The 26,652-nt window shown below is 64.6% G+C and carries 23 protein-coding genes and 1 riboswitch; of the genes, 9 read left to right on the top strand and 14 right to left on the bottom strand.

Annotated elements, in window-relative coordinates; genetic code table 11:
• Positions 1 to 85: 85 nt before the first annotated feature.
• A complete protein-coding gene (locus B0G38_RS11285) occupies positions 86 to 688 on the top strand; it encodes an NADPH-dependent FMN reductase (protein WP_264669542.1) in 603 nt (200 codons plus the stop codon).
• Positions 689 to 732: 44 nt separating this feature from the next.
• On the opposite strand, the gene B0G38_RS11280 is transcribed toward B0G38_RS11285, so the two are convergent.
• The 5 genes from B0G38_RS11280 to B0G38_RS11260 form a co-directional block, all read right to left on the bottom strand.
• Entirely contained in the window at positions 733 to 2,106 is a 1,374-nt protein-coding gene (locus B0G38_RS11280; protein ID WP_264669650.1) for an FAD-binding oxidoreductase, read from the bottom strand.
• Positions 2,107 to 2,179: 73 nt separating this feature from the next.
• Positions 2,180 to 3,094 (bottom strand): 2-dehydropantoate 2-reductase, encoded by a 915-nt coding sequence (locus B0G38_RS11275; RefSeq protein ID WP_264669541.1) that lies wholly within the window; start codon positions 3,092 to 3,094, stop codon positions 2,180 to 2,182.
• A gap of 80 nt (positions 3,095 to 3,174) precedes the next feature.
• Positions 3,175 to 4,203, bottom strand: a complete 1,029-nt coding sequence (locus tag B0G38_RS11270) for an NADP-dependent oxidoreductase (protein WP_264669540.1) — start codon at positions 4,201 to 4,203, stop codon at positions 3,175 to 3,177.
• Positions 4,204 to 4,210: 7 nt separating this feature from the next.
• Entirely contained in the window at positions 4,211 to 5,401 is a 1,191-nt protein-coding gene (locus tag B0G38_RS11265; protein ID WP_264669539.1) for an NAD(P)/FAD-dependent oxidoreductase, read from the bottom strand.
• An 84-nt stretch (positions 5,402 to 5,485) separates the two neighbouring features.
• Positions 5,486 to 5,977 (bottom strand): nucleoside deaminase, encoded by a 492-nt coding sequence (locus B0G38_RS11260; protein ID WP_264669538.1) that lies wholly within the window; start codon positions 5,975 to 5,977, stop codon positions 5,486 to 5,488.
• Positions 5,978 to 6,031: 54 nt separating this feature from the next.
• Between B0G38_RS11260 and B0G38_RS11255 the strand changes: the two genes are divergently transcribed.
• Entirely contained in the window at positions 6,032 to 6,316 is a 285-nt protein-coding gene (locus tag B0G38_RS11255) for a DUF6221 family protein (protein ID WP_169992759.1), read from the top strand.
• A 149-nt stretch (positions 6,317 to 6,465) separates the two neighbouring features.
• Here B0G38_RS11255 and B0G38_RS11250 read toward each other — a convergent pair whose 3' ends face one another.
• The 4 genes from B0G38_RS11250 to treS all read right to left on the bottom strand — a co-directional run bounded on the left by B0G38_RS11250 (position 6,466) and on the right by treS (position 13,291).
• Positions 6,466 to 7,926, bottom strand: a complete 1,461-nt coding sequence (locus tag B0G38_RS11250) for an amino acid permease (protein ID WP_169992757.1) — start codon at positions 7,924 to 7,926, stop codon at positions 6,466 to 6,468.
• A 145-nt stretch (positions 7,927 to 8,071) separates the two neighbouring features.
• Positions 8,072 to 9,436 (bottom strand): serine hydroxymethyltransferase, encoded by a 1,365-nt coding sequence (gene glyA, locus B0G38_RS11245; RefSeq protein ID WP_319801242.1) that lies wholly within the window; start codon positions 9,434 to 9,436, stop codon positions 8,072 to 8,074.
• Between the two features lie 148 nt (positions 9,437 to 9,584).
• A riboswitch (glycine riboswitch) is annotated at positions 9,585 to 9,682 on the bottom strand.
• Positions 9,683 to 9,872: 190 nt separating this feature from the next.
• Positions 9,873 to 10,772: a hypothetical protein gene (locus tag B0G38_RS11240; RefSeq protein ID WP_264669537.1), complete on the bottom strand. Its 900-nt coding sequence runs from the start codon at positions 10,770 to 10,772 to the stop codon at positions 9,873 to 9,875.
• Between the two features lie 167 nt (positions 10,773 to 10,939).
• Positions 10,940 to 13,291 carry a maltose alpha-D-glucosyltransferase gene (treS, locus tag B0G38_RS11235; RefSeq protein ID WP_264669536.1) on the bottom strand — a complete coding sequence of 784 codons (2,352 nt, stop codon included), beginning with the start codon at positions 13,289 to 13,291 and terminating at the stop codon, positions 10,940 to 10,942.
• Positions 13,292 to 13,521: 230 nt separating this feature from the next.
• Here treS and B0G38_RS11230 point away from each other — a divergent pair, with 230 nt between their 5' ends.
• The 4 genes from B0G38_RS11230 (at position 13,522) to B0G38_RS11215 (ending at position 17,191) form a co-directional block, all read left to right on the top strand.
• A complete protein-coding gene (locus tag B0G38_RS11230) occupies positions 13,522 to 13,935 on the top strand; it encodes a DoxX family protein (protein WP_264669535.1) in 414 nt (137 codons plus the stop codon).
• Positions 13,936 to 14,124: 189 nt separating this feature from the next.
• The gene (locus tag B0G38_RS11225; RefSeq protein WP_264669534.1) at positions 14,125 to 15,348 is read left to right on the top strand and encodes an amidohydrolase; all 1,224 of its coding nucleotides are present in this window, start codon (positions 14,125 to 14,127) and stop codon (positions 15,346 to 15,348) included.
• Positions 15,349 to 15,366: 18 nt separating this feature from the next.
• The gene (locus B0G38_RS11220; RefSeq protein ID WP_264669533.1) at positions 15,367 to 16,002 is read left to right on the top strand and encodes a trimeric intracellular cation channel family protein; all 636 of its coding nucleotides are present in this window, start codon (positions 15,367 to 15,369) and stop codon (positions 16,000 to 16,002) included.
• A 127-nt stretch (positions 16,003 to 16,129) separates the two neighbouring features.
• Positions 16,130 to 17,191 (top strand): 2,3-butanediol dehydrogenase, encoded by a 1,062-nt coding sequence (locus B0G38_RS11215; RefSeq protein ID WP_264669532.1) that lies wholly within the window; start codon positions 16,130 to 16,132, stop codon positions 17,189 to 17,191.
• A gap of 76 nt (positions 17,192 to 17,267) precedes the next feature.
• Here the strand turns inward: B0G38_RS11215 and B0G38_RS11210 are convergent, their stop codons facing one another.
• The 4 genes from B0G38_RS11210 to B0G38_RS11195 form a co-directional block, all read right to left on the bottom strand.
• Positions 17,268 to 18,842 carry a GMC family oxidoreductase gene (locus B0G38_RS11210; protein WP_264669531.1) on the bottom strand — a complete coding sequence of 525 codons (1,575 nt, stop codon included), beginning with the start codon at positions 18,840 to 18,842 and terminating at the stop codon, positions 17,268 to 17,270.
• Positions 18,839 to 20,278, bottom strand: a complete 1,440-nt coding sequence (locus B0G38_RS11205; protein WP_264669530.1) for an aldehyde dehydrogenase family protein — start codon at positions 20,276 to 20,278, stop codon at positions 18,839 to 18,841. The genes B0G38_RS11210 and B0G38_RS11205 overlap by 4 nt, the downstream gene beginning before the upstream one ends.
• Before the next feature lie 157 nt (positions 20,279 to 20,435).
• Complete coding sequence (locus B0G38_RS11200) at positions 20,436 to 21,539, bottom strand: type I restriction endonuclease (RefSeq protein ID WP_264669529.1); 1,104 nt, start codon at positions 21,537 to 21,539, stop codon at positions 20,436 to 20,438.
• A gap of 94 nt (positions 21,540 to 21,633) precedes the next feature.
• Entirely contained in the window at positions 21,634 to 22,389 is a 756-nt protein-coding gene (locus B0G38_RS11195; RefSeq protein ID WP_264669528.1) for a FadR/GntR family transcriptional regulator, read from the bottom strand.
• Between the two features lie 98 nt (positions 22,390 to 22,487).
• Here B0G38_RS11195 and B0G38_RS11190 point away from each other — a divergent pair, with 98 nt between their 5' ends.
• From B0G38_RS11190 to B0G38_RS11180, 3 genes are read left to right on the top strand one after another with little or no spacing between them, the layout of a single operon-like run.
• Positions 22,488 to 23,378, top strand: coding sequence for a carbon-nitrogen hydrolase family protein (locus tag B0G38_RS11190; protein ID WP_264669527.1), 891 nt, complete (start codon positions 22,488 to 22,490; stop codon positions 23,376 to 23,378).
• Positions 23,375 to 24,733 (top strand): APC family permease, encoded by a 1,359-nt coding sequence (locus B0G38_RS11185; RefSeq protein ID WP_264669526.1) that lies wholly within the window; start codon positions 23,375 to 23,377, stop codon positions 24,731 to 24,733. The genes B0G38_RS11190 and B0G38_RS11185 overlap by 4 nt, the downstream gene beginning before the upstream one ends.
• 37 nt (positions 24,734 to 24,770) lie before the next feature.
• Entirely contained in the window at positions 24,771 to 25,577 is an 807-nt protein-coding gene (locus B0G38_RS11180) for a carbon-nitrogen hydrolase family protein (RefSeq protein WP_264669525.1), read from the top strand.
• 10 nt (positions 25,578 to 25,587) lie between these two features.
• Here the strand turns inward: B0G38_RS11180 and B0G38_RS11175 are convergent, their stop codons facing one another.
• Positions 25,588 to 26,577: an NAD(P)/FAD-dependent oxidoreductase gene (locus B0G38_RS11175; RefSeq protein ID WP_264669524.1), complete on the bottom strand. Its 990-nt coding sequence runs from the start codon at positions 26,575 to 26,577 to the stop codon at positions 25,588 to 25,590.
• Between the last annotated feature and the right edge of the window lie 75 nt (positions 26,578 to 26,652).

Raw genomic sequence — 26,652 nt, 5'->3', positions numbered from 1 at the left:
GGCGCTCCGCTTTGCCGCCGCGCCGGGATTGTCCATCAGCCGCAACAGGCCGGCTCCGGCCGGCCGCCGTGGAAGGAATGTACTTATGCCCACCTACCAGATCGGTTATTTCGTCGGGAGCCTCGCCAGCGGCTCCATCAACCGCACTCTCTCGAAGGCTCTGATCAAGCTGGCTCCAAAGGACCTGGAATTCAACGAGATTCCCATCAAGGACCTCCCCCTTTACAGTTCGGATTACGACGCCGACTTCCCCGCCGAAGGCCGGGCGCTGAAGGAAGCGGTTGAAGCCGCAGACGGAATCCTGTTCATCTCGCCCGAATACAACCGGTCCATCCCCGGTGCTTTGAAGAATGCGATCGATTGGGGCTCGCGTCCGTGGGGAACCAATTCCTTCGCCCACAAGCCCACCGGCATCATTGGCGCTTCCCCGGGCGGCATCGGCACGGCGGTCATGCAGTCGAACATGCGCAGCGTGCTGAGCTTCCTCGACGCCCCACAGCTCAACACCCCCGAGGCCTACATCAGCTTCAAGCCGGAAGCCTACGGCGACGACGGCGAGGTCAAGGACGAGTCCACGCAGAAATTCCTGCGGCACTACATGGACGAGTACTGCGCCTTCGTCCAGCGTGTCCTCGACGCCAACGCGGCCGGGCACATCGGTGACGAGGATGCTGAATCGCGCAAGTAATCCCGTCTAGCCCGCCGTCCCGCCGCGCCGTCGAATGGAGTTACCTAGATCGCCTTGCCGGGGTTAAGGATGCCCTGCGGGTCCAGCGCGCGGCGGATGGCGTGCTGGACCTCAAGCGAGACATCGCCGAGTTCGTCCCGGAGCCAGTCGCGCTTCAGCAGTCCCACGCCGTGCTCGCCGGTCAGCGTTCCGCCCAGGCTCTGGGCCAGGCGGAACATTTCGCCCAGTGCCGCTTTGGCTGGCCCTTCAGTCACTGATTCGTCCGGATCCACCACGATAATGGGGTGCAGGTTGCCGTCTGCGGCGTGGGCAATCGTGAAGATGCGCACCCCGGTCCGCCGGGAGATGTCCGCCAGCCCGGTGACTGCTTCGGCCAACCGGCCGCGCGGCACGCCGATGTCCCCGATGGATACCCGCCCCACCATTTCGAGCGAAGGAATAGCTTCGCGCCTGGCCGTCAGGAGCGCCTCTGCCTCCGCTGCATCTGCCGCACGCTCCAGTTCGGCGGCGAACGGCTCGACGGCGTTGACCAGCACGTCCATCTCGAGGTGGGCGCCAAAGCCGTCGGTCTGCGCGAGCAGGAAAGCACCGCCGCGACTGCGGTAGTTGGTTCCCAGCGCGGCGTCGATGGCGGCGAGGGTCGGGCCGTCCACCAGTTCCAGCACCGAAGGCTGGAGCCGTGCGGCTATCACAGCCGAAGCTGCCGCGGCTGCGGTGGCCACGTCGGGGAAAAAGGCGGCCACGGTCGCCGTCGTTGTTGGTAGTGGGCGCAAGCGGAGCGTCGCTTCAACCACCACGCCCAGAGTCCCTTCCGACCCGATCATCAATGCGTTCAGGTCATAGCCGGTGACGCCCTTGATGGTGCCGCGGCCCGTGCGCAGTTCCCGCCCGTCGGCCAGCACCACACGCAGCCCCAGTACCGATTCGCGGGTCACGCCATACTTAGCGCAGCGCATGCCACCCGCGTTGGTGGCGATATTGCCGCCGATCGAACAGATGGCCGTACTGGCCGGGTCCGGCGCGTAGAACAGCCCGTGTTCGGCCACCGCCTGGTTAAGGTGAGCATTCAGTACGCCGGGTTCGACGACGGCGACCTGCTCGACCGGATCGATGCTGAGGATGCGGTTCATCCGGGACAGATCCAGCACTACCTCCCCCGCCGACGCTGAGGATGCACCTGCCAGTCCGGTTCCGGCGCCCCGCGGCACCAGCGGAACCTTGTGCGCGGCAGCCAGCTTCACCGCCTGCACCACATCCGCCATCGATTCGGCGAACACCACCCCGTCCGGCAAGGACTGCGGGACGAAGCCCGAGCGGTCCGTATTCACAGCCGCGCGATCCGCGTAGTCAGCCGATGAGCTGCGGGCAGCATCCAGGACGGCGGCTGACGCTCCCAGGACCTCGGGTGCAACATCCATTCCCACGAAGACTCCTTCGTTTCCTCCGGCAAGTGATGCCGATCATACGTTTCCCTTGCGCCGTCGACAATCGTTACGAGCCTTGCCTGTCGTGCACCCGAAGCTGAAGCAGCGCCAGCCTCGCCAACGGGACCGCGGCTTCAAGGGCCTCTGCCCGGGCAACGAACTGCCCCAGAATGTGTTCGCCCTCGTGTGGATGGCCGGCGGTTACATCGCGGTACAGGGAGGAAGTAAACACCGATCCGGCCTCGGTCAGTATGGCTACGCCCATCGCATGTTCGCTCTCCGGGACGGGGTAGCCCGCTGCGGTTGCCACAGCTTCCGCCTCCGAGAGGGCGGCGAGGGCGAAGTCCTTGCCGCCGGGACACGCCATGATGTCCCCGATCGAACCACGCATAAGGCAGGTGATGACCCCGGCGGCAGCTATGAAGGCCCATTTATGCCACATTGAGGCGACGATTTCCGGGGCCAGCGACAACTCGAAGCCGGGCACAGAGAGCTCCCGATACAGTTCCTCGATTCGCTGCGTGCGTTCACCGGATTGTTCTCCGATGGACATCATCGCCATCGGTTTCATATGCAGGATGTGGCCGTCCTCCGTCACTGTGGTCACGACCTTCACCAGTCCGCCGAGGACGCGGTCCGCGCCGTAGCGGTCCGTCAGATCGCCGAGGTGCGACATCCCGTTGAGGATCGGCAGGATCATGGTGCCAGGACCGACGGCGGGAGCGATATCCTGTGCCACGGTTTCCAGCGCTTGTGCCTTGACCGCAACGATGACCAGGTCATACACCGAATCCAGGTCGTTAGCGGTTACGGTCTTGACCGGAATGGTGTCATCGTTGCCCACTCCAAAGATCCTGAGTCCGCCGGTCAGCTCTCCGGCCCGGCGCGGACGGACGAGGAACGTCACGTCGCGGTCTGCCTGTACCAGGCGCCCGCCGAAGTAGCCACCAGTTGAACCGGCTCCTGCGACCAGAATTTTCATGACGCTCCCGTCAGAGTAGGTCAGGCTCGGATGAAGCAGCTTGCTTGGTGCAAAATCACCGGCTTCAACGCCAGTGTAGGTCAGACTCGGATCAGCAGCTTGCCGAAGTTGCGTCCCTCCAGCAGTCCGGCAAAGGCCGACGGCGCGTTCTCCAGCCCGTCGACAATGTCCTCGCGGTACTTCATCCTGCCGTCGGCGACCAGCTCAGCCATGTCCCGCTGAAAGTTGTTCCAGTGCTTGGCCCGGAATTCCGTCTGGATAAAACCGCGCACGGTCAGGCTTTGGTTCAGGACGGTGCGCATGAAACCGGGCAGCCGGTCCGGCCCCTCCGGAGCGCCGGTCGCGTTGTACTGGGCGACCATCCCGCACACCGGCATCCGCCCGTACAGGTTCAGCAGCGGCAGAACCGCTTGGAGCACCTTGCCGCCGACATTCTCCCAGTACACGTCGATCCCGTCCGGGCAGGCAGCCTTCAGCTCGTCTGCGAAAGACTCGGAGCGGTGGTCCACGGCGGCGTCGAACCCCAGCTCATCAACCAGGTAGGCGCACTTCTCCGGCCCGCCGGCGATGCCGACCGCCCGCGCTCCCGCCGCACGAGCCAACTGCCCGACGGCGGAACCCACCGGTCCGGCTGCCGCTGCGACCACAAGGGTCTCCCCTGCCCGGATGCGTCCGATCTCCGCCATGCCCGAATATGCGGTAAAGCCCGGCATGCCCAGCACACCCAGCGCGGTCGATTCCCGCAGTCCGTTGTCGCTGACCGGACGCGAGTACTTACCAGGAACGACGGCGGCGCTCTGCCAACCGCCGTACGTCGCCACCAGCTGGCCCGGCTTAAAGTCGGGGTCGCGGCTCTCGACGACCTCGGCAACCGTCTCGGCCGGAAGGACGTCGCCCACCGGCGTCGGCGTGGCGTAGGACTTCGCCGCGCTCATCCGCCCGCGCATGTAGGGGTCCAGCGAAATGTACCGGTTGCGCACCAGCAGTTGCCCGTCTGAGAGCGTGGGAAGCTCTGCCGTTTCCGTCCGGAAGGTCTGATCCGTCGGTACACCATGTGGCCGCTCGGCCAGCACGATGCGGGTGGTGTGGTTTGCCGTCGTCGTTGTCATGTTCTCCTTAAGCGCGGCCTTTTAGAATCAAATGCCAGTAGATCTGAGGGAAGATCCGCCTGTCCAGCGCCCATGCCCAGCGCCGCTCCTTGGCTGGGTTCAGCCACGGGATACTTGGCATTGGGCGGTATTGGTGGTCGAACTCGGCGAAAAGAACGGTGTGGCGGGTGAGCGTGAAGGGGCAGACGCCGTAGTGGTTGTACCGGCTCTCCGGCTCGTTCCCGTCCAGTACCGCCTTAAGATTTAGTGCCAGCATTTTGGTTTGCTTGCGCAGGGCACCTCCGCACTTTGAGTTCAGGGTTGCGGCGGCATCTCCCAGGGACCAGACATTTGGGTAGCGGCGGTGCCGCAGCAGTTCCGGGTCCACTTCCACACAACCGCTTTGGTCGTCCGGGGCCGGCAACGTGGTGGCCTTCAGCCAGTCCGGCGCTGATTGCGGGGGCACCACATGGAGCAAGTCATAGCCGAGGTCTTCCCCGCCTCCCGGTCCTTGCAGCCGGATGATACGGTCCGCTGCCTCTATGGAGGCAACGGTAGTGGAGGTCCGCAGCTCAATCCCGTACTCGGCGATTTTGCGCTCCAGCACCGCATCAACGCCGTCGACTCCGTAAACGGTGGGCGTTGGCACCACCAGGACCACCCTGATGTCTCCGAGCACGCCCTGCTCACGCCAGAAGTCGCACGCCATGTAGGCGATCTTCTGTGCCGCCCCGGCGCACTTGGCCGGGGCCGGAGGCTGGGTGAAAACCGCAGTGCCCGAGCGCAGGCGGCGGATCAGCTCCCAGGTCTTGGTTGGCATCCGCGACTCATAATTCGACGTTCCGAAAGGAGACTCGATGGCATCGGCCATTCCAGGAACGGTATCCCAGTCCAGTTGCAGTCCCGGACAAACCACCAGATGGTTGTAACGCACCCGCTGGCCGTCAGCGAGCACCACCGCGTTCTCATCAGGTTGGATGTCCGCGGCCGCACCACGGATCCAGTTGACCCCGCGGGGCATCACCTTCCGCTGTTCACGGACGGCTTCCTTCATCTGGGCGGCTCCGGCACCGATGTGGGAAAACAACGGCTGGAAGTAGTGCCACGGGCTCGGTTCAACCAGCCCGATATCCTCGACCTTGTAGCGCCGGAGCCGGGCGGCCAGCGAGATGCCGGCATTGCCGCCGCCAATAATCAGCACATTGTGATGGGTGTCCACCTCAACAGTGCACAGCACCGGACAGTGCCGGTCAATGGGAACCGGGCAATTCGCCACACGCCATATTAAGGGGCGATGCCGGAGCTAAGCGGATTCTTGCGGGAAGTGGAACTTCCGGTGCAGCGCCTGGACGTCGCCGGCCAGCTCCATTGCCGGACCATCGACCTCCACTCCGGGCGCCACGGCCTGGACGGGCAGCGGGTTGACCGGTCCCGGAGCGACTTCCCACTCCTTCAGCCAGTTGCCCAGCTGCTCCGACGATGTCGCGTAGACAATCCGTCCCAGCCGGACCCAGGCGTGCGCGGCAGAGCACATAGGGCAGTGCTCGCCGGAGGTGTAGACGGTGGCCGCTGCACGATCCACCGGGCTCAGGTTGTTGGCGGCCCAACGCGCTATCTCGAACTCCGGGTGCCGCGTCTGGTCGCCGTCCTTGACCCGGTTCCTGTCCTCGAAAAGCACGCGGCCTCCTGCGTCGACGAGGACCGATCCGAACGGCTCGTCGCCATCTTCGAGTGCTTCGCGCGCCAGATCAACGCATCGGCGCAGGTGTTCAAGGTCAGTCTCGGTGATACCCATGGTCTCGATTATGGCCCATGGCCTTTTACCTACGTAATGGTCCAAGATGGCCACATGGGCGATCTTATCGATTTCCTGCTAGCCAAAATCCAGCAGGACGAAGCTCGGACAAGGGCGTTGATGACCGACGTCGGCATGGTGGGACAAACCGTCCTGCGGCACCACCTGACACAGAACCTGGCCGAGTGCGACGCCAAGCGGCGGATGATCGCGCATGTGAAGGACGTTGACTGGGACCACGAACCGGCCAGCGACTACGACTACATGCTGGCCTTCCTGCAGCATATGGCGCTCCCCTACCAGACTCACGCCGGCTACCAGTCCGCCTGGCGACTCTAACGGCCGGTTTCCGGCACCTTGGGCTGGGCGCAACCCTGGACTTAAGCCGGAGCGGCGGCCGGGCAGGTGGATTCCCCCTGCCCGGCCGCCGTCAGGTAGCCGCTTTCCGCGGTCGTTAGCTATCCGCCGTCGTTAGCTATCCGCCGTCGTTAGCTGGAAACGGACGCGGTTTCCTTCACCTCGGCATGGTCTGCGATGACGCCTGCCTTGAACGTTTCGTAGCGGGCTGCATGGAGCGGGTTGCGCCGCAGGATAGCCCACGCGGCTCCCAGCACCGCGAACCAGATGGGCGTGATCAGCAGGGCCAGCAACGTATCCGGTTGTGTGGTCAGCGCCCACAGCACGAAGGCGAAGAAGGCGAAGACCACCCACACCATGACGGGGCCACCGGGCATCTTGAATTTGGAAGCCTGGTGAAGGCCGGGCCGGCGTTTGCGGAAGGCAAGGTAGCTGGCCAGGATGATGGACCAGACGAACATGAAGCACACGGCGGAAACCGTGGTCACCATGCCAAAGGCCTTGCCGACGTCGTCGCCTGCGTAGAGCAGAGCCACGGATGCGAACAGCAGCACGCAGGTCAGGAACAGCGCGTTGCGCGGCACCTTCTGCAAGGACAGCTTGCCGAAGAGTGACGGAGCGTCGCCGTCCTGCGCCAGGCCGAAGACCATGCGCGAAGTTGAGTAGATGCCGGAGTTGGCGCTCGACATGGCGGAGGTCAGGACCACCAGGTTGATCACCGTTGCTGCCATGCCCAGCCCGGCCAGCGAGAACATGCCGATGAAGGGGCTGTGTCCGGCCTCGAATTGGGTCCAGGGGGTCACGGCCATGAGGATGATGAGTGCGCCTACATAGAAGAGCAGGATGCGGACAGGAATCGAGTTGATGGCCTTGGGCAGGTTCTTCTCGGGATCCTTGGTTTCGGCAGCGGTGGTACCCACAAGCTCGATGCCCACGAAGGCGAACACGGCGATCTGGAAGCCCGCCACAAAGCCCATGAACTCGTTGGGGAAGAAGCCGCCGTGGATCCATAGGTTTTCGACAGTGGCCGGTCCGGCCTCGGACTTGAAGCCCGAAAGGATCATGAACAGACCGGTGAGGATCAAGGCCACAATGGCGACGATCTTGATCAGCGCGAACCAGAACTCCGTCTCGCCGAAGGCCTTGACCGTGACCAGGTTCAGCACCAGCAGGATGCCAATGGTGACCACGCCCGGAATCCACAGCGGAATGCCCGGAACCAGTTCGTTGGCGTAGCCGGCGATGGCGATGACGTCGGCAATGCCGGTCACCACCCAGCAGAACCAGTAGGTCCAGCCGGTAAAGAACCCGGCCCAGGGACCCAGCAGGTCGCCGGCGAAGTCGCTGAAGGACTTGTAGTGCAGGTTGGACAGCAGCAGTTCGCCCATCGCCCGCATCACGAAGAACAGCATGAAGCCGATGATCATGTAGACGAAGATCACCGACGGACCGGCTGCCGAAATGGTTTTCCCAGAGCCCATGAAGAGGCCCGTGCCGATGGCACCGCCGATCGCGATCAGCTGGATGTGGCGGTTGCTCAGTTGTCTTTCCAGATGGGGTGCGCCGGATGACTGCACTGGTGCCTCTTTCATTTACTACTCCTTCAAAGCGAGGGTATTTCGCATGGCTGCATGGCCCGGGTTTCGGGTTGCATGCAGGGTGATCAGGGTGCCGGCTGCCTCCCCCAGGTCGGTGACCGGCACCCCGCACAGGGGCCCCGCGGTCCCTGTTTCCGGGTTAGGCGCCGGCGGTAGCCAGCGGTGCCACGCCCGGGTAGAGCGGGTGCGCGGCGGCCAAGGCCTCCACGCGGTTACGCAGTTGAGTCAGGCTGGCCTCGTCGTCGGCAATCAGCGCCTCAGCAATGATGTCAGCTACCTCAACGAAGGCCGCTTCGCCGAAGCCGCGCGTGGCCAGCGCCGGCGTGCCGATCCGCAGGCCGGACGTGACCATCGGCGGGCGCGGGTCGAACGGAACCGCATTGCGGTTGACGGTGATGTCGATGGCCGCGAGGCGGTCCTCGGCTTCCTGGCCGTTCAGTTCGCAGTTGCGCAGGTCCACCAGCACCAGGTGCACGTCCGTGCCGCCGGAAACCACGGAGATTCCCTTGGCGGCGACGTCGGGCTGCATCAGACGCTCGGCCAGGATGCTTGCTCCGGCGAGTACGCGCTCCTGGCGCTCCTTGAACTCCGGCGAGGCGGCGATTTTGAAGGCCACGGCCTTGCCGGCAATGACGTGCTCCAGCGGCCCGCCCTGCTGGCCCGGGAACACTGCCGAGTTGATCTTCTTGGCGACGTCGGCGTCGTTGGTCAGGATGATGCCGCCGCGCGGGCCGGCCAGCGTCTTGTGCGTGGTGGAGGTGACCACGTGGGCGTGCGGCACCGGGCTGGGGTGCAGTCCGGCGGCGACCAGACCGGCGAAGTGCGCCATGTCCACCATGAGGTAGGCACCGACGGCGTCGGCGATACGGCGGAATTCGGCGAAGTCCAGCTGGCGGGCGTAGGCGGACCAGCCGGCCACAATCAGCTGCGGCTTGTGCTCGTGGGCCAGGCGCTCCACTTCCACCATGTCGATCCGGTGGTCTTCCTCGCGGACCTGGTACGGAACCACGTTGTACAGCTTGCCGGAGAAGTTGATGCGCATGCCGTGGGTCAGGTGGCCGCCGTGGGCCAGGTTCAGCCCCATGATGGTGTCGCCGGGCTTGATCAGCGCGTGCATGACCGACGCGTTGGCCTGCGCACCGGAGTGCGGCTGGACGTTGGCGTAGGCCGCCCCGAAGAGGTCCTTCACGCGGTCGATGGCCAGCTGTTCGATGACGTCGACGTGCTCGCAGCCGCCGTAGTAGCGCCGTCCCGGGTAGCCCTCGGCGTACTTGTTGGTCAGCACGGAACCCTGCGCCTGCATGACTGCGGCGGCGGTGTGGTTCTCGGAGGCGATCATTTCGAGGCCGTCGCGCTGGCGGGTGAGTTCGTCGTCGATCTTGGCGGCGACCTCGGGGTCCAGCTCAGACAGCTGGCTGTTCAGGCTCGGGGACACGACCTGCTCGAAAGCAGCCGAAGCGGCGCCAGGGTGCCCGGCAAGGGTGGACGGTGACTGGATCGTCATAAGGAACTCCATGTTTCAGGCAGCGCACAGCACGCCACGATGATTTCGGGTTCCTCCCCGCTCTGTCTGGGACCTGAGAGTTTCCGCCGCCCGTGGGGGCCGCTTGCACCGTCGGTGAGCCGGTTGCCCGGCTGCTTTCCAGAGTTGCCTAGCCGCGGCGGTACGTGGGCCTGAGAGATTCCTGGGGAGGAGTTGCTCCTACGGCGCCTGACGAACGTACCGGCAGGACTCTCCCGCCGCAGATCATAAGCGTTGGGCCACAGCTTCGTGACCCGCCTCACACACATTAGCGGCAGGGCGGGAGGGAACGCAACATCATTTCCTAACCGCCTAGTCAGCGGCAGATCCCCCTGCAGGAAATGTTCGACGCCGGCACTCACCTGAGTGCCGGCGTCGAACCTTGAGGGTTCAGAAAGGCGGGGAGGATGGGCAAACGCTATTGCCCGGTTTCGGTCTGTCCGGTCTCCGCTTGACCGCCGTCCAGCGGTGCCGGATCGACGGCGCCGCTGTCTTCAGGCACGGTCTCTTGTTGTCCCGTGTCCTGCTGGCCGGTGCCCGGGTCGGTGATGACGTCTGGCTCAGAAACGTTGCCAGAGTCGGGCGCTGGAACCGGCTCGGGCACGGTCTCCACCGGCGCAGTGTCGTCGGTCTGTCCGGTGGCGGGGTCCTCGACTCCCGTCGAACCGTCTGTACCGCCGGAGGTTTCGCCGGTGGTCCCGGTCTGGCCGGCGCCGTCGTCGACCTGCCCGGGCTCGGCCTCGCCGGGTTCCGTGGTTCCGCCGTCATCCTCGGCTGGGGCGGCTGTCCCGGTCAGGACGCGGCCCAGGGTTGTCTGCTGCTCCGCGGCCGGGGCGCTGCTGGACGACGATGCAACCAGTGCCGAAATTGGCTTGCTGGTTCCCAGTTCGACCATCGTGATGCCGGCCATGGCGATCAGGAAGGAGGCAGCGCTGACTACTCCGATCTTGGCCCAGGTCCTGGGTGTAAAGCGGCGGCTGGCGAGCTTCGCCTTGAAATCCGCGACGGCGCGGGGAACACCGGCGCGCTCGGTTCCATCGTCGCTCGCCGGAAGGCCGCCGTTGCGCAGGCCGCGCAGCCGCGGCACGGGAAGTGTCTTCTTGGCCGCGATCGCGGCCGAACTCAGCGTCCTGACGTAGATCGCGGCGGCCACGGTGGCGACGATCGAACCAAGGGCAGCACCGATCAGCGTTCCCGCGACACCGAGGAAGGAACCAGCGAAGGCCGAGGTTACAGCGGCCAGGGCGGAGGCAATAGTTTGGGCGCCGTTGAGGCCGAGGAGTTTCGGCTTGTCGTCGGCAGAGGAGTCTTCGGCCATTTCACACACACTTCAGGTAGGCAGTGTTACGGAAGGGTAACGCCAGCCCTCCCGAACCAGTTCCCCGCCTGCCGCGATTCTTCCTGAGATGCTCATCACATTCTGATCATCTTCACCATTAGGCCAGATCAGGACGTGGCAGCGGCCTCCGTGCTGCGGCGGCAGCTTTAGTCCGCAGCCGCGCCTGCGTCCTTGTCCGCACCCGGCCCTGCCTCTGCCTCTGCCTCTGCCTCAGTGTCCGGTTCCTCTTCTTCGGGCAGGGTCACCAGCAGTGCGGTCCCCTGGTATGGCTCCAGCTGGATGTAGAAACTGTGCAGGTCATCCACGCTGCCCACCTCTTCGCCGCTGAACAAGTCGGTCACGAGGGCTCCGGTTTCCAACTGTTCCGAGCGCACCGTGCCGGCCATCTCCTGGTCCGAGAAGTTCAGGACCGTGACTTCGCAGTGGCCCGATTCGAGCTGGTGCACCATGACGAGCATGCCCCGGTGCGAGACATCCGGAACATCGAGCAGCGCGCTCTTGGCAATGCCGTACTGTTCGCGGACGGCCAGGATTTTAGCCAACTGCCGGGCGAAAGAGGACTCGTCCGCGAGCTGGTCCGGCAGCGTCCCGTACAGACTGACCGCCCTGGGCATGCCGGAGGTCGGGGCCTGTCCGGTGTTGTTGATGCCCATCAGGTCATGGGCGCCCCGGTTGATCCAGCGTGTATCGCCGCGGGACAGCAGCGGGGCAACCTGCGATCGGTCCAGCGTCAGCATGCCGCACAGGTCCCACCCGGACAGCGCGAAGACTCCCGGCTGCAGCGCGTTGTACATGGCCAGCAGCAGGTGCACCTTACGGACCTCGATGGTCTGTTCCGGGGTGATAGTGCTCAGGTCCTTGATGCCCAGTACCGCGGTGATTACGCTCGCCGTCGTACACGCAATACCGTTGACGGTAAAGACCAAGTTATAAGGAGCGGCCTCACCGGTGATGCCGTCACGCAAGGTCTGCTGCACCTTGAAGGCGAGTTCGGCGCCGGTCAGCTCCTCGCCGTCGAGCTCATAAATATCGTCTTTGTGCTTGGTGGTGAAGTGCACCAGCTCATAGGTCAGTTCGTCATGGTTCTGCAGCGCGTGGACCAGGGAGGCCTGGTCCACGCCGATCTCCATGGCCAGGCGCAGGGTCAGCCGGAGGAATTCGGTATCCGCGGTGACCAAGGCGTGGTGGTAGCCGGGACGGGTGACGAAGTCGTAGGACAGGTCGGGGCCGTTGGCGGAGGTGGACTTGATGTCGTCGATGCTCAGGTTCAGTTCCTGGAACGTGAACCCGCCGACCTTGCGGACCATGCTGCCGATGATCTGGTTCGCAGCCTCGGAAATCGGATGGCCCTCTGACCAGCCCGGCGTCTCCTCGGCACTCTTCTCCACCCCCAGGAAACCATTGGCATCCAGCCGCAGCGCGCCGGTACCCAGGTCCACCAGCGAGTGCAGGGCGTCGCCCATCACCAGGCGCATACCGGAGAAGGTGGGATCCAGCCAGTTGATCGACGGCTGGCCCGCCTTGAAATAGTGCAGGTACACCCACCGCCGCAGTTGGCCGGTGGTGTCCAGGACCGGGCCGGTGGCGCTCCAGTTTGTTTCCTTGACGCCGGGCTCGTAGAAAATGACCCGCTGCAGTTCGCCGATGATGTAACCGGCCTTCTGGAGAGCGCGTTCGGTTTCGGCGTCGATGTTGACCGCATCTTCGCCCTCGGGCACGTCCGGCAGCAGGTGCCAGTCCGATTCGGGGATGTCGATCATGTGGTAAATGCCCGGATAGTCCTTGAAGTTCATCTCGGCCAGCCGGAAGTCAGCGCCCTTCCCGGTGTGCCCGGGCACGATGTCATCCACGACCGTTCCGCCGTGGTCGTTGGCAACTTGGCACATCTCGCGGAACTCGTCCTCGGTCCCGAACATCGGATCGATGGCCATGCTGATCCGGTCGAAGTGGCCGTCCACGCTGGGTGTCTGCTCCCAGCCGGTGAGCCCACCGGCAAGTTTCACCGGCCCGGTATGGATGGCATTGATGCCGATCTTCTCAAACGCCTCCCACAGGTCCGCGTCCCCCAAAGCCCCGAGGAAGGACTGCCCGGGCTTGGTCATGAAGGAGAGCGGGTACGCCGTGAACCACACCGAAGCCCGCTCCACCGCGGCCCGCGGATTCGGCCAGGCGAAGGGGTTCTGCCACATGCTGGCCTGACCCGAGAGCTGGCGGGCCAGCACCTTGGCGTCACCCAGCATGGACTGGTTGCGCAGCCACTCCACGTAGACATTGTTGCGGGCGTCCGGCTCGAACGGCGGCTGCCCGGGATTGAAGTGGCGCCGCCGGGCCTTGGGACGCAACGCCCGCGGACGCGCCGGATAGAACTGCTCATCGAAGTTGATCTCCGGGATGGGCGCCTCGAGAACTTCCTCCTGCACGGCATCAGGTTCGGCAGCTTCGGGGCCACCGCCAGAGCCGTCGTCAAGGTGTTCCGTCGAAGAAAGCGAATCGACCATCGAGATATCTCCTTGATCATCTGCAGGCACCGGCCAGTACTGACTCCTTCCACACTGCCAGACGCAGGGAAACCAGACCAGTGCACCTCCGCAATAGGGCGTGCAACGGACAAAACGGCGGCGTGGCTGCGTAATGTCCGCAGGTACTGACACAAACCCACCCGCCGCCGTCGTCGTTGTGAGGAAATAACGACGGCGGCGCCCGGCCGGGCTCAACGTACAGTGTGGAGATGACGCCAACGTCGAACTCCATGGCGGCCGCCAAGCTCCCAGCCGGGGCGGTCGGCCTGGCCGCACTGCTTGCCACCAGCGCCGCCAACCACTTCGCCAGGCCTGCTTTCTACTATCCCGTCGTTCCGGCGGCCATCACCACTGCCTCGGGGCCGCTCACCCGCGATGGCTGGGTGCAAATCAGCGGAGCGCTGGAATTCGCAGCCGCCGCCGGGCTGTTGCTCCCGCAGACCAGGCGCGCCGCCGGCATCTGCACGGCAGTGATGTTCGCCGGTTTCACCGCCGGACATCTCAGCGCCTTAAAGCGCGCGTTCGGAACTGAGGGCACCAAGCAGGCACGCATCATCCACAGCCTCCGGCTGCCGCTGCAAGTTCCACTCGTGGTTTGGGCGTGGCGCACGCGGCAAGCGTGATCCGGCGCAGCCCCCTTCCGGGACAGCTCTTGGCCACGGCCGAGCGCCCTGAACGCGAACTGGCCAGTAATGGTGCCGTCACCTTCCGGGCCGTTGTTACGATGAGACGAATTGCGCCCTCCGCTTGGGTGCAGGCATCTTGCGCAGCCGCCAACTGCCGTGGAAACGCCTGAAGAAAACGAGGAAACAATGCCAGCACCCGTCCTGCTGACCGACGAGCAGCGCGCCCGCATGCATGACCTCTACCGCCAGCTGCATGCCAATCCCGAACTCTCCATGCAGGAGCACCGGACCGCCGCGCTGGTACAGGCCGAGTTGAAGCAATGCGGGCTCGACACTTTCAGCTGCGGCGGCACGGGAGTGGTCGGTGTGTTGCGCAACGGCGAAGGACCGGTGGTCGCGTTCCGCGCCGACATCGACGCGCTGCCGATCAAGGAAGACACCGGCCTGCCCTATGCCAGCACCGCTACCGGCACCCTGGCCGACGGCACAGAAGTTCCCGTCATGCACGGCTGCGGCCACGACGCCCACGCCGCCGCCCTGTTGACGGCCGCGCAGTTGCTCGCTGGCGCCAAGGACCGTTGGGCAGGAACCATCGTGTTCATTTTCCAGCCCGGCGAGGAAACCGCGGCCGGCGCCAAGGCGATGGTCGAGGACAGCCTGTGGGCGAAGGCGCCGAAGCCGGAGGTCATCTTCGGCCAGCATGTCATGCCGGGGCTGGCGGGCACCGTCCAGTACGTGCACGGCCACCCCATGACTCAGGCGGATTCCTGGAAGGTCACCCTGCATGGCCGGCAGTCCCACGGCTCCCAGCCGCAGGACTCCATCGACCCCATCGTGCTCGGCGCCCACATCATCACCCGCATCCAGACGATCGTGTCCCGCGAGGTGGATCCCCGCCGCCCGGCCGTGGTCACCGTCGGCACCTTCCACGGCGGGCTGAAGGAAAACATCATTCCCGCCAGCGCCGAATTCACCCTCAACGTCCGCACCTTCGACGAGACGGTGCGCGCCACTGTGCTCGGCGCGCTGCGGCGCATCATCAAAGCGGAGGCCGATGCGTCCAACGCGCCCGAACCAACCATCGAGGAGCTCTACTCCTTCCCGCCGAACTCCAATGACCAAGAGGCAACCGACGACGTCGTCAAGGCGCTGCGGCAGGAACTCGGCGAGGAAAACGTCATCGAGGGCGAACCCGTGATGGCCTCGGAAGACTTCGGCAACCTGGTTGAACCCATCGCTGTTCCTTCCGTCTACTGGTTCTTCGGCGGCCATCCGGCGGAAACCCTGGCCGCCGAGCGCGTCCCGGTCAACCATTCGCCGCTCTTCGCCCCGGTAATGGAACCGACGCTCTCGACCGGTGCCCGCGCCGCCGTTGCGGCAATCCTGTCCAAGGTCGGTCTTGAACGTTAGGCAGCAAGGGGTGCAGCCGTGGACATCCTGCTGATACTGGATCTTTTCGGCACGTTCTTCTTTGCCATGTCCGGCTGCCTCTTGGCCGCCCGCCGGAACTTCGACATTGTCGGTTCCCTGCTGCTCGGATCCCTGGTGGGGCTCGGCGGCGGCGTCATCCGCGACCTGATCATCTCCCAGTCCGTGCCGACAGCCTTCGTCGAACCGATCTACCTGCTCGCCCCCGTCCTGGCCGCCGTCGTGGTGTACTTCCATGTGCTCGGTGTGCAACGGTTCCGACGGACACTGCTTATTTTCGACGCCGGCGGGCTGGCCCTGTTCTGCGTCACCGGCACGCTGAAGGCCCTGGAATCCGGCATGGGTCCGGTGACTTCCGCAGTGCTCGGAATTACGACGGCGGTGGGCGGCGGCGTGCTGCGCGACGTGGTGGCCAACGAAGTGCCCCAGATCTTCAACCCCCACGGTGTGTACGCCGTGCCGGCCATGCTCGGCGCTTCACTGGTCACCCTGTTCTCCCACCTGGGCTGGTTCAACGCCTACACGGGGACCGCTATCGCTGCCCTCGTTTTCGGATTGCGGGTGCTGTCGCTGAGGTTCGATTGGCGGGTTCCGCTCGCGGGCGGGGCCAAAGACGTCGGGCCCGCCATGGACTAAGCAGCCTCGTCCAGCGGCGCCGCGCTTCCCCCCTTCGGCCGGCCATTCCCCCCTTCGGCCGGCCATTCAAAATGTCCCTGATCATCAGTAGGCTGAGGTTTCCGACGTCGTGAGAAAGAGGTCTGCCATGAAGGCTGCACGCTACTACGATCAGAGGGATATCCGGATCGAGGACATTCCGGAACCGGAGCTCAAGCCCGGAACCGTCGCCATTGACGTGGCCTGGTGTGGCATCTGCGGCACCGACCTGCACGAGTATCTCGAGGGGCCGATCTTCATTCCGCCCAAGGGCTCTCCGCATCCCATCTCCGGTGAAGAGGCGCCGGTGACCATGGGACACGAATTCTCCGGCACCATCACCGCCCTCGGGGACGGTGTGAGTGACCTGGAAGTGGGCCAGAACGTCGTCGTCGAGCCCTACATCATCCACGACGACGTCGACACCGGTCCCGGGGAGGAGTACCAGCTGTCCAAGGACATGAACTTCATCGGGCTGGGCGGCCGGGGCGGCGGGCTGTCCGAGAAGATCGTGGTCGAGCGGCGCTGGGTCCACCCGATCGGGGACATTCCCTTGGATCAGGCTGCCCTGATCGAACCGCTGTCTGTGGGACATCATGCCTTTGTCCGCAGCCAGGCGAAGTCCGGCGACATCGCCATTGTCGGCGGTGCGGGTCCCATCGGTTTGCTGACCGCCGGCGTGCTCAAAGCCTCCGGCCTGACCGTCTACATCTCGGAACTCAGCGAGGCCCGCAAGAAGATGGCCCGGGACACCGGTGTGGCGGATCAGGTGTTCGACCCGCGGGAAGGCGACGTCGCGGCGAAGGTCCGGGAGCTGACCGGCGGCAAGGGCGCGGATGTCGGCTTCGAGTGCAGTTCCGTTCCGGTGGTCCTGGACATGCTGATGGACGCCGTTCGGCCCGGCGGCGTCATCGTCAACGTCTCGATCTGGGGCCACAAGCCCGAGGTGGACATGCCTTCCCTGGTGCTCAAGGAGATCGACCTGCGCGGCACGATCGGCTATGCCAATGACCACTCCAGCACCATCAAGTTGGTGCAGGAGGGCAAGCTCGACCTGGCCCCGTTCATCACCGCCAAGATTCCGCTGGACGAACTCATCACCGGCGGCTTCGAGCAGCTCATCAACAACAACGAGGAACACGTGAAGATCCTGGTGAACCCAAACGAATGATCACCACGGTCGCCGGTGTGCGGCCGGACGCAAGCAACCCTCCGCTGGCTAACGACGGCGGAGGGTTGCGGTGCACCTATCCGGCAGGGACTGTTGCGGCCTCATCGGTCACGGTGGCTGCCTCGCTCACCAGCAGTGCCGCGGCGCGTTCGCCGATCATGATCGTCGGGGCGTTGGTATTGCCGGTGGGCACCAGCGGCATGATGGACGCATCCGCGATCCGCAAGCCGTTGAGTCCATGCACCTTGAGCGTGCGCGGATCCACCACCGCGTCCTGGTCCAGCCCCATCCGGCAAGTACCGACCTGGTGGTGGTAGGTCACCACGGAATCGCGCACGTACTGCTCCAGGTCCTCGTCGCTGTCTGAGACCTCCGGGCCGGGATGGAGTTCCTCCGCGCCCCAGTCTGCCAGCGCCGAACTGCGTCCGATCTCCCGGCACTGCCGGACCGATGCAACCAGGGCGTCGACGTCGGCCTGTTCCGACAGGGCGCCGAGGTCGATGGTGATCGGATCGCTGGCTTTCGGCCCGGTGAGCCGGATTTCGCCACGGCTCTGCGGCCGCACGAGCCCGCCGAGCATCGAGAAGCCGTTCTCCGGCCCGGTCATCTCGCCCTTCCCGTAGCCCTGCGAGTACATGGGCACCGAGAAGAAGATCGGCTGGGTATCGGGCACGGCCAGATCCGGGCTGCTCTTCGCGAAGAAGTGCACCTCCGCCGGGGCCACTTCCGAAGCCGGCACCGGCTTGCTCGTGGTGAAGACCACCGGGGAGAGCAGATGGTCCTGCAGGTTCTTCCCCACGCCGGGCAGATCGTGCACCGGGCGGACGCCGGCTTCGCGCAGTTCGTCGGCCGGTCCGATCCCCGAGCGCAGCAGCAATTCGGCCGAGTTGATGGCACCGGCGGACAGGATGGTCTCCGGTGCCCGCAGCGTCTTGGTTTCGCCGTCATGCTCGAACTCGACGCCGGCAACCGTGCCGTCCTCGACGATCAGCCGGCGGACGTGCGCGCCGGTGAGCAGCGTGAGGTTGGCGTTGTCGACCACGGGCTTGAGGTAGGCATGCCAAGTGTTGAAGCGCTTCCCGGCGCGGACGTTGAGCTGCATCCGGGACACACCCTCGACGTCGCCGGAGTTGTAGTCCTCGTTGAGCTTGATGCCCGTTTCCACCGCTCCTTCCAGCATTGCTTCCTGGATGGGATTGCGCGGGAAATCCTGGGTGACATCAAGCAGACCCGAGTCGCCACGCGTTTCGGAGGCCCCGCCGTCGTACTTTTCAATGGTTTTGAACACCGGCAGCACGTCCTCCCAGGACCAGCCGGGGCAGCCCAGGTAGGCCCACGTGTCGTAGTCCTGCTTGGCGCCGCGGACCCAGATGGTGGCGTTCAGGGCGTGTGAGCCGCCCATCACCTTCCCGCGTGGCAGGTGGAGCTGCCGCCCGGAACATCCCTGCTGCTCGGTGGTCTGGTAGTCCCAGTCCTGCGGGCTGTGCCAGAGGGCGCCGAGGTTGTAGAGGTGCGCGATGTTGGGATTGGTGTCATCATCGCCAGCCTCGAGGACGGCGATGCGCTTGCCCGCGTCGAGCAGGCGACGGGCGATGACATTGCCCGCCGAGCCTGCACCGACAACGATGTAGTCGAACTCCTGCGCGTTCACTGGCTGATCACCTGCGGAGTGCCCAGGGCCTTGAGGCCGGCGATGCCGAATTCGAGGCCGTAGCCGGACTGCTTGGCGCCGCCGAACGGGACGCGCGGGTCAACGGCGCCGTGCTTGTTGATCCAGACCGTGCCGGCCTCGATCCGGGCGGCGACTTCGCGGGCCTTGGCCGGGTCGGAGGACCAGACCGAGGCGCCGAGGCCGACGTCGAGCCCGTTGGCCATGCTGACTGCCTCGTCGACGCTGTTGTAGCGGATGATCGGCAGGGCCGGGCCGAACTGTTCCTGGGCCACCAGCGGGTTGTCGTTGTCGATTTCCGCGACCAGGGTGGTCGGGTAGAAGTAGCCGGGCTGGCCGGCCTCCGGGTTGCCGCCGGTAAGAACCTTGGCCCCGCCGTCCTTCGCCTTCTGGACCAGGTCCGCGACGATGTCGAACTGGGCCTTGTTCTGCAGCGGGCCCAGCACGTTGTTCTCGTCCAGCCCCACACCCATCGGCATGGCCTTGGCGACCTCCACCAACTCCTCGCAGACCTGGTCGTAGAGCGAGTCGTGGACGTAGAGGCGCTTGAGCGCGGCGCAGGTCTGGCCGGTGTTGATGAATGCGCCCCAGAACAGGTCCTGCGCGATGGCCTTGGGGTCGGCGTCCTCGAGCACGATGCCCGCGTCGTTGCCGCCGAGCTCCAGGGTCAGCCGCTTCACGGTGTCCGCGGAGGAGCGGATGATGGCCTTGCCCGTGGCGGTGGAGCCGGTGAACATCACCTTGTCGATCTCCGGGTGCGAGGCCAGTGCCTCGCCGACCTCGCGGCCGCCGGAGACCACGTGCAGCAGGTCCGCCGGCAGCGCCTGGTTGATCACCGCGGCGAGCGCCAGCACGCTCAGCGGCGTGTATTCGGACGGCTTCACCACCACGGTGTTACCCATGCGCAGCGAGGGCGCGATCTGCCAGACGCTGATCATCATCGGCCAGTTCCACGGGCCGATGGCACCGACGACGCCTAGCGGGCGGTAGTGCACCTCGGCATGGCTTTCGCCGTCGTCCACCACGACCTCGGGCTCCAGGACGAACGACGCCGTGGCGCGCAGCCAGGCCGCGCAGGCACCGACCTCGAAGCGCGCGTTCGGGCCGTTCAGCGGCTTGCCCTGCTCGCGCGAGAGCAGCTCCGCGAGCGCTTCGGCTGAAGCCTCGATGGCGTCCGCGGCCTTGTTCAGGTACTCGCTGCGCTTCTCGTGGCCCAGCGCAGCCCACTCCGGCTGCGCGGCACGGGCGGCAGCAACGGCTGCCTCCAGATCAGCGGTGGTGTGGACGGGGGCTTCGGCGACGACTTCGCCCGTGGCCGGATCCTTGATCGGCCGGGACTCCCCTGCCGGCGCGATTGCGACCAGCAGGTCCTGGTAAGTCTGGAAGGCGGTGCTCTGGGTCTCGGTCTGTGCCGACATCGACGTCTCCTGTTCATCCGGCGCCGGTCTGACTCCGGCGTAGTAGTCACTCACTCCCTACTGTGCCTTGGACCACAGTGCACCGTCTTGTGTTTCCCGGCAGGCCCCTTGTCTACCAGCGCCGAAGTTCTGCTGGGCTTGGAAAAAAGACCAGACGCTAAGCTGCGGCCTGACCCTCATGCTGGCGGACTGTTTCTCGCAACTGGTCGGCGTATTCGTAAATCTCATCAAGGGAGCTGATGGGATGACGCGTTTCGGTCTTGTCAGACCCGAAAACGCCCAGGTATTTCTGGCTCCGGTTGAAGTGCAGCCTTGCAATCGGCTTTCGATTGTTGTCATCGAGCAGAACCGCGAAGTAGGACTTCGCATCCCGATGAACAATCCGGTTCGGCTTCACGTCGCTGCAGACAATGGCGCGGACAATCTGAAAGCCTTCCAACTCCTCTATGGTCGTGTCGACACCGTCTTGGGCCAGGTCGTCTTCCACTGGCTTCTCGCTGGTGACAGTTGCCGCGAGCGTAGCGTCAGTAACTGCCGGAATCGACGATTCACCCAACGCAGCTTTGAGCCGGTCATTCACTTGATCACTGAGGAACTGCCGCGTCGCCTTCACGACAAGGCCCGTGAACTGCTCGCGTACTCGCTGAGTGAAGGCTCCCTCATAGACCTTCGCCGTCAGGAATTTGACCCAGTCATCCTCTGGAGACTGGAACTGTGCGGCGATCGCTCGCTTCAGCTGGCCGATGTACTTGAGCTCCTCTGCGGCGCTAATAATTGAATCCAGATCGAAGACATCCTTCGAGAGCTTCATGATCTCTGGAATCAGGGTTTCGTCGACGTCATTGAGATCCAAAATCAAGAAGGGCTTTGCGTCCATCCGGTTTGGCGCATCGAGGTCAGTGTAGAACTGGTAGACCTCGCCGTTAGTCAGGATGGCGATGCGAGCATTGGTTGCGGCAAAGTAGCGGAACAGTTGGGAGGCATGTTCAATACGCAGGTCGCCGAGCGATCGCTTGCACTCGATCAGAATCTGGACTTCCCCATCGCGGACGATGGCATAGTCGATCTTCTCCCCCTTCTTTATCCCAACGTCGGCAGTGAACTCGGGAACAACTTCGAGAGGGTTGAACACGTCGTATCCGAGGACCGTCGAGATGAAAGGCATCACGAAGGCGTTTTTCGTGGCTTCCTCCGTCTCAATGATTCCGCGCTGCTGCTTTATCTTTGCCGCCAAAGCTGCAAGCCGTTCTGACAACTGCATGATTCCCCCAGAGAAGTTGTGACCTCGATGACCCTCCCAACCTAGTTGGGACTGCCCACAAAAATGCCGGGTTAAAGGATGCGTTGTAGGAACGTTAGGTAGCCGTCTGGTGCCGCTCCTCCAACAGCCCCATGAACATGGTCCGATGCAGGATGCCCACATGCTGTCGCGAAACCTCGACGGCGGAGCAAACGTCCTTCCCCCGCAATGCTTCGACAAGGCGGATATGGTCGCGGTTTGAAGCGTGCAAATGCTCGATGGGATAAGGCAAAAAGTAGGCGTACAGCTCTGCCAGCGCATGGTTGTACTCGTCGACTGCGCTGCCTAGCCCCGATGCACTCGCAACCAGGCGGTGGAACTCGTCGTCGGCCTGGTGGTACTCGGACCACCCTGTTGCCTCAGCCATCGTTGCGGTCAGCCTCTCCAACTCATCCAGCTGCCTGGAACTCGCATTGAGAGCGGCAAAGTGGGAGATCGAGCATTCGAACAGCAGTCGCTTGTCCACCAACTTATGGATGGCCGCGAGCTCACTGGGTGCAGCGGCGATCTCCTGCAGAATCTCCCGCGGGGGCTCGTCCGCCACAAAGGTGCCGCCGCCTCGTCCCCGACGCCGCACCACAATGCCCTGTTCGGCCAAGGAAGTCAGCGCACGGCGGGCCGTGATCGGGCTGACTGAGAGGCCGAGTGCTACATCCTTCTGGTCCGGCAATCGTTCCCCGGGCTTGAGCAACCCAAGCAGGATCGCCATACCGATCCGCAACCTGACGGCATCGATCGCACTCCTGCGATCAATACCGGCCAGCGGGCCCTCCTCGATAGGGGACGCAACCAAGTCAACTGTGCTGCTCATAGACACCACCTTACGAGCTGCACTTGCACCACTTCCTTTATTGGTTCAACTTGATCTATTATGTCATGAGTCACAACAACCAACAGGAAGCCCGCACCATGCAACGCATCCTCCCCCTGGTCGCCGCGCAGGCACCGCCCCGCCTCATCGGTGAATCGATCTCCGCATTCGCAGAGGAAACCAGCAAAGCCCTCGCGCATCACCCGTCCGCAAAGCTTGTGGTCTTCCCCGAACTGCACCTGTTCGGCGACGGCAACCCCGATCTGCAGCGCACCGAGGCATTACAGGAAAGTGCCGAGCCGCTGGACGGACCCCGCATCTCGGAGCTCAGGCAGATTGCCGGGGACCTCGGCATCTGGCTCGTCCCCGGCAGCGTCTGCGAGCGCGGACCCCAAGGCCAGCTGTTCAACACCCAACTGGTCCTCTCGCCCGAGGGCCAGTTGGCTGGCTACTACCGCAAGATCTTTCCGTGGCGTCCCCACGAGCCATACGATCCGGGCGACCGCTTCGCCGTCGTCGATGTGGGCGGCACTACGCGGGTCGGCCTGAACATCTGCTACGACGCCTGGTTCCCGGAAACCACCCGCCAATTGGCTTGGATGGGGGCAGAAGTGATTCTGAACGTCGTGAAGACCACTTCGCCGGACCGCAAGCAGGAAGTAGTCCTCGCACGCGCCAATGCCATCGTGAACCAGGTCTTTGTGGTGAGCGTCAACTGCGCTGGCCCCACCGGCCAAGGGCGAAGCCTAATTGTCGACCCGGAGGGCAACGCAATCGTCGAGGCCGCCGACGCTGAACCAGTCCTGCTGGCAGCTGACCTGGACTTGGCCGCCGTCGACCGTGTCAGGACGCACGGCACCGAGGGCGTCAACCGGATGTGGTCGCAGTTCAACTCCGGCGAGCCCGCTATCGACTTCCCCGTCTATCAAGGCCGCATCGATCCAGCCACCTGGACCCCGCAGTCCCCCGACTTGAGGAACAATCCGTGAGCACTCCAACCTCAACCTCATCGACCACGCTGACCCGCACCCTGAAGCTTCCCTCACTGGTGCTCTTCGGACTGGCGTACCTCACCCCGCTCATCGTGCTGGGCATTTTCGGCGTCATCGCCGAGGCCACAGGCGGCGCCTCACCGTCGGCCTACCTCGTCGCCCTGATCGCCATGCTCTTCACGGCGCACAGCTACGGCCGCATGGCCATCACCTACCCCGTGGCCGGTTCCGCCTACACTTACGTCCGCAAGTCGATCGATTCGCGGGCAGGCTTCCTGGTCGGCTGGGCCATCCTGCTGGACTACCTGTTCCTGCCGATGGTGATCTGGCTTATCGGCGGTGCGTACCTGTCTGCCCAGTTCCCCGGCGTGCCGTTTGCGTTATGGATCGTCGGGTTCATCCTGATTACGACGGCGTTGAACGTCCTCGGCATCAAAGTGGCGGACAAGGCGAACTACCTGCTGATGGCGTTCCAGCTGCTGGTCATCGTCTTCTTCGTGGCGCTGTCCATCGGGCACGTAGTCGGCAATTCCGGCGCTGGCGCCCTCGTCAGCCCGGAGCCGTTCATGAATCCGGACTCCGGCTTCGGGGCGATCACCGCCGGCGCAGCGATCGCCGCCTATTCCTTCCTCGGCTTCGACGCAGTCACCACCCTGACCGAGGAGACCGTTGAGCCGCGCAAGAACATGCCCCGCGCCATCATGTTGATCGCGCTGATCGGCGGCGGCATTTTCGTCGTCGTCTCGTACTTCACCCAACTGGTCCACCCGGGCGGTGTTTTCGAAGACTCTGCCTCCGCGGCGAGCGAGATCGCGGTGCAGATCGGCGGCCAACTCTTCGGTGCCGTCTTCCTCGCCGGCTTGGTGGTTGCCCAGTTCGCCTCCGGGCTGGCGGCACAGGCCAGCGCCTCCCGGCTGCTCTACGCCATGGGCCGGGACTCGGTGCTCCCCAAGGCCGTGTTCGGTCGGCTCAACCCGCGCTTCCACACGCCGGTACTGAACCTGATTATCACCGGCACGGTGGGCCTCATCGCGATCTTCCTCGATGTCGCGACCTCGACGTCGTTCATCAACTTCGGCGCCTTCACGGCATTTACCCTGGTCAACCTTTCGGTGGTCTTCCACTTTGTCAGGCAGCGTCGTGCCGGGAATATGCTGAACCCGCTCAGCTACGTGGTGATTCCGGCCGTCGGCGCTATTGTCTGCGCGTACCTGCTCTCGCGGCTGGACAGCAACGCCATTACGCTGGGCCTGTACTGGCTGGCGGTCGGCGTCATCGTCCTGGCCGTGATCACCCGCGGCTTCCGCAAGGCGCCGCCGGAGATGAAGGCGACCGAAGAAGTCGCCGCCTGAGCCTGCACCTGTTACCACGACGGAAGGAACGCGGACCGTGCGCATCGCTCTAGGCCAGCTGGCATCCGGAACGGACATCCATGGCAATCTCGCGGCCATCGCAGGCTTTGCCCGGCAAGCTGCCGACGGCGGCGCCCGGATCCTGGTTCTGCCGGAGTACGCAACGTACGAGAAGAAGGTACTGGACGCCTCCTTCCCGGAAGTAGCCGAGCCGCTGGACGGGCCGGTTTGCTCCGAATTGTCGCGCATTGCCCAGGCGCATGGCATCGCTCTCGTCGCCGGTGTGGTCGAAACCAGCGACGAGAGCCGCCGCGCCTACAACACGCTGGTGGCCTTCGGGCCGGACGGCGGGCGGCTGGCCGCGTACCGGAAGATCCATCTCTTCGATGCGCAGGGCTATGCCGAGTCCACGTACATCAAGCCGGCGCCCCTGGCCGAGCCCACGTTCTTCGATTTCGACGGCGTCCGGTTTGGCCTGATGACCTGCTACGACCTGCGGTTCCCGGAGCTGGCAAGATCATTGTCCGACGCCGGCGCTGAGGTCCTGCTCACCTGCGCCGCTTGGGTTCCCGGCAAGCATAAAACCAACCAGTGGCGCTCACTCACCGCCGCCCGCGCAATAGAGAACGGTGTCTACTTGGCCGGAGCATGCCAGGCTCCGCCCGTGTCCATTGGGCACAGCGTGTTGCTGGACCCCATGGGTGCCGTCATCGAGGAGCTCGGTATGGATCCTGCGCTGATCGTCGCGGACATTCCGCTGGATGCCGTCACGACCGTCCGGAACGAATTTCCCGTGTCCCGCCAGCGGCGCCTACTACCGCAGCACGAAAGCCGCGCAGGATAACCGGCCCGAACTAGACAGACACAGCCCGAGCCTCGACAGCTAGCTGCGTATCTTCGACCATCAGGTCGGCGTTGATCATGGCACCCGTGTTGACGCCCGCGGCAGCGGCCACGATCACCTGGGCCGACAGGTTTGTGACGTTGCCGGCAACGTAGACTCCTGGCACGGAAGTAGCACCGGTCGGTTCGGACGGGACAAAGGTTCCCATGACGAAGTCGCCGAATTTCTGCTCTGCCACTTCCAGTCCCAGATCGTCGAGGAAACCCGCCCGCGCATCCATCCGCGTCGCGACCGCAACCGCCTGCCGGGCAAAGACTTCCCCGCTTGTCAGGCGGACACCTGCCAGCACATCCGACTCCGTCTCCACGGCAGCAACCTCGCCCGTAACCACTGTGATGCCGCGTGCTTCCAGCTGCTCTGCCTGCTCCGGCGAAGGCTCCTCGGCGGTGTGCAGGAACAGTGTCACGTCATCGGTCCACTGGCGCCACAGCAGCGCTTGGTGCATGGCCAACCCGATGTTCACAGCGATGACGCCAATGGCCTGGTCGCGAACTTCCCAGCCGTGGCAGTACGGGCAGTGCACTACGTCGCGTCCCCACCGCTCCGCCAACCCCTCGATGGGAGGCAGCCTGTCAACCAGACCGGTCGTCACCAGCAGGCGCCGGCTCCGCACGGAACGTCCGCCGTCGATCCCGACCCGGAACCCGCCGTCGTTCTCCTTGCTTGCGGTAGTCACCGTTCCCGAGACAATCTCCGCGCCGTAGCCGAGAACTTCTTCACGGCCGATGGCGTACAGCTCGCCCGGCGGCGTGCCCTCGCGGCCGAGGTAATTATGCACGTGTCCGGCCGGGGCATTCCGCGCCTCGCCCGAGTCGATGATCAGCACCGAGCGGCGAGCCCGCGCGAGCGTCAGCGCGGCACCCAGCCCGGCAGCACCACCACCCACGATAACGACGTCGTACAGCTCCTTGGCCGGCACAGTTTCCGTTGTTTCAGTCATGTCTTTGTCCTCCATGTTCAAACCGTCCCGCCGATCCTGGAGATCCGGCGGTCTCTTAAGTGTTCGCTCTGGGGA

This window comes from Crystallibacter permensis, from assembly GCF_025960875.1.
Taxonomy (GTDB): domain Bacteria; phylum Actinomycetota; class Actinomycetes; order Actinomycetales; family Micrococcaceae; genus Crystallibacter; species Crystallibacter permensis.
This window is presented reverse-complemented; position numbering and strand designations above follow the sequence as displayed.

What these genes read in the sequence shown, in the direction of transcription:
- B0G38_RS11285 (WP_264669542.1), top strand. Translation starts at nt 86, where the DNA reads ATGCCCACCTACCAGATCGGTTATTTCGTCGGGAGCCTCGCCAGCGGC.
- B0G38_RS11280 (WP_264669650.1), bottom strand. Translation starts at nt 2,106, where the DNA reads ATGGATGTTGCACCCGAGGTCCTGGGAGCGTCAGCCGCCGTCCTGGAT.
- B0G38_RS11275 (WP_264669541.1), bottom strand. Translation starts at nt 3,094, where the DNA reads ATGAAAATTCTGGTCGCAGGAGCCGGTTCAACTGGTGGCTACTTCGGC.
- B0G38_RS11270 (WP_264669540.1), bottom strand. Translation starts at nt 4,203, where the DNA reads ATGACAACGACGACGGCAAACCACACCACCCGCATCGTGCTGGCCGAG.
- B0G38_RS11260 (WP_264669538.1), bottom strand. Translation starts at nt 5,977, where the DNA reads ATGGGTATCACCGAGACTGACCTTGAACACCTGCGCCGATGCGTTGAT.
- B0G38_RS11255 (WP_169992759.1), top strand. Translation starts at nt 6,032, where the DNA reads ATGGGCGATCTTATCGATTTCCTGCTAGCCAAAATCCAGCAGGACGAA.
- B0G38_RS11250 (WP_169992757.1), bottom strand. Translation starts at nt 7,926, where the DNA reads ATGAAAGAGGCACCAGTGCAGTCATCCGGCGCACCCCATCTGGAAAGA.
- glyA (WP_319801242.1), bottom strand. Translation starts at nt 9,436, where the DNA reads ATGACGATCCAGTCACCGTCCACCCTTGCCGGGCACCCTGGCGCCGCT.
- B0G38_RS11240 (WP_264669537.1), bottom strand. Translation starts at nt 10,772, where the DNA reads ATGGCCGAAGACTCCTCTGCCGACGACAAGCCGAAACTCCTCGGCCTC.
- treS (WP_264669536.1), bottom strand. Translation starts at nt 13,291, where the DNA reads ATGGTCGATTCGCTTTCTTCGACGGAACACCTTGACGACGGCTCTGGC.
- B0G38_RS11230 (WP_264669535.1), top strand. Translation starts at nt 13,522, where the DNA reads ATGACGCCAACGTCGAACTCCATGGCGGCCGCCAAGCTCCCAGCCGGG.
- B0G38_RS11225 (WP_264669534.1), top strand. Translation starts at nt 14,125, where the DNA reads ATGCCAGCACCCGTCCTGCTGACCGACGAGCAGCGCGCCCGCATGCAT.
- B0G38_RS11215 (WP_264669532.1), top strand. Translation starts at nt 16,130, where the DNA reads ATGAAGGCTGCACGCTACTACGATCAGAGGGATATCCGGATCGAGGAC.
- B0G38_RS11205 (WP_264669530.1), bottom strand. Translation starts at nt 20,278, where the DNA reads ATGTCGGCACAGACCGAGACCCAGAGCACCGCCTTCCAGACTTACCAG.
- B0G38_RS11200 (WP_264669529.1), bottom strand. Translation starts at nt 21,539, where the DNA reads ATGCAGTTGTCAGAACGGCTTGCAGCTTTGGCGGCAAAGATAAAGCAG.
- B0G38_RS11195 (WP_264669528.1), bottom strand. Translation starts at nt 22,389, where the DNA reads ATGAGCAGCACAGTTGACTTGGTTGCGTCCCCTATCGAGGAGGGCCCG.
- B0G38_RS11190 (WP_264669527.1), top strand. Translation starts at nt 22,488, where the DNA reads ATGCAACGCATCCTCCCCCTGGTCGCCGCGCAGGCACCGCCCCGCCTC.
- B0G38_RS11175 (WP_264669524.1), bottom strand. Translation starts at nt 26,577, where the DNA reads ATGACTGAAACAACGGAAACTGTGCCGGCCAAGGAGCTGTACGACGTC.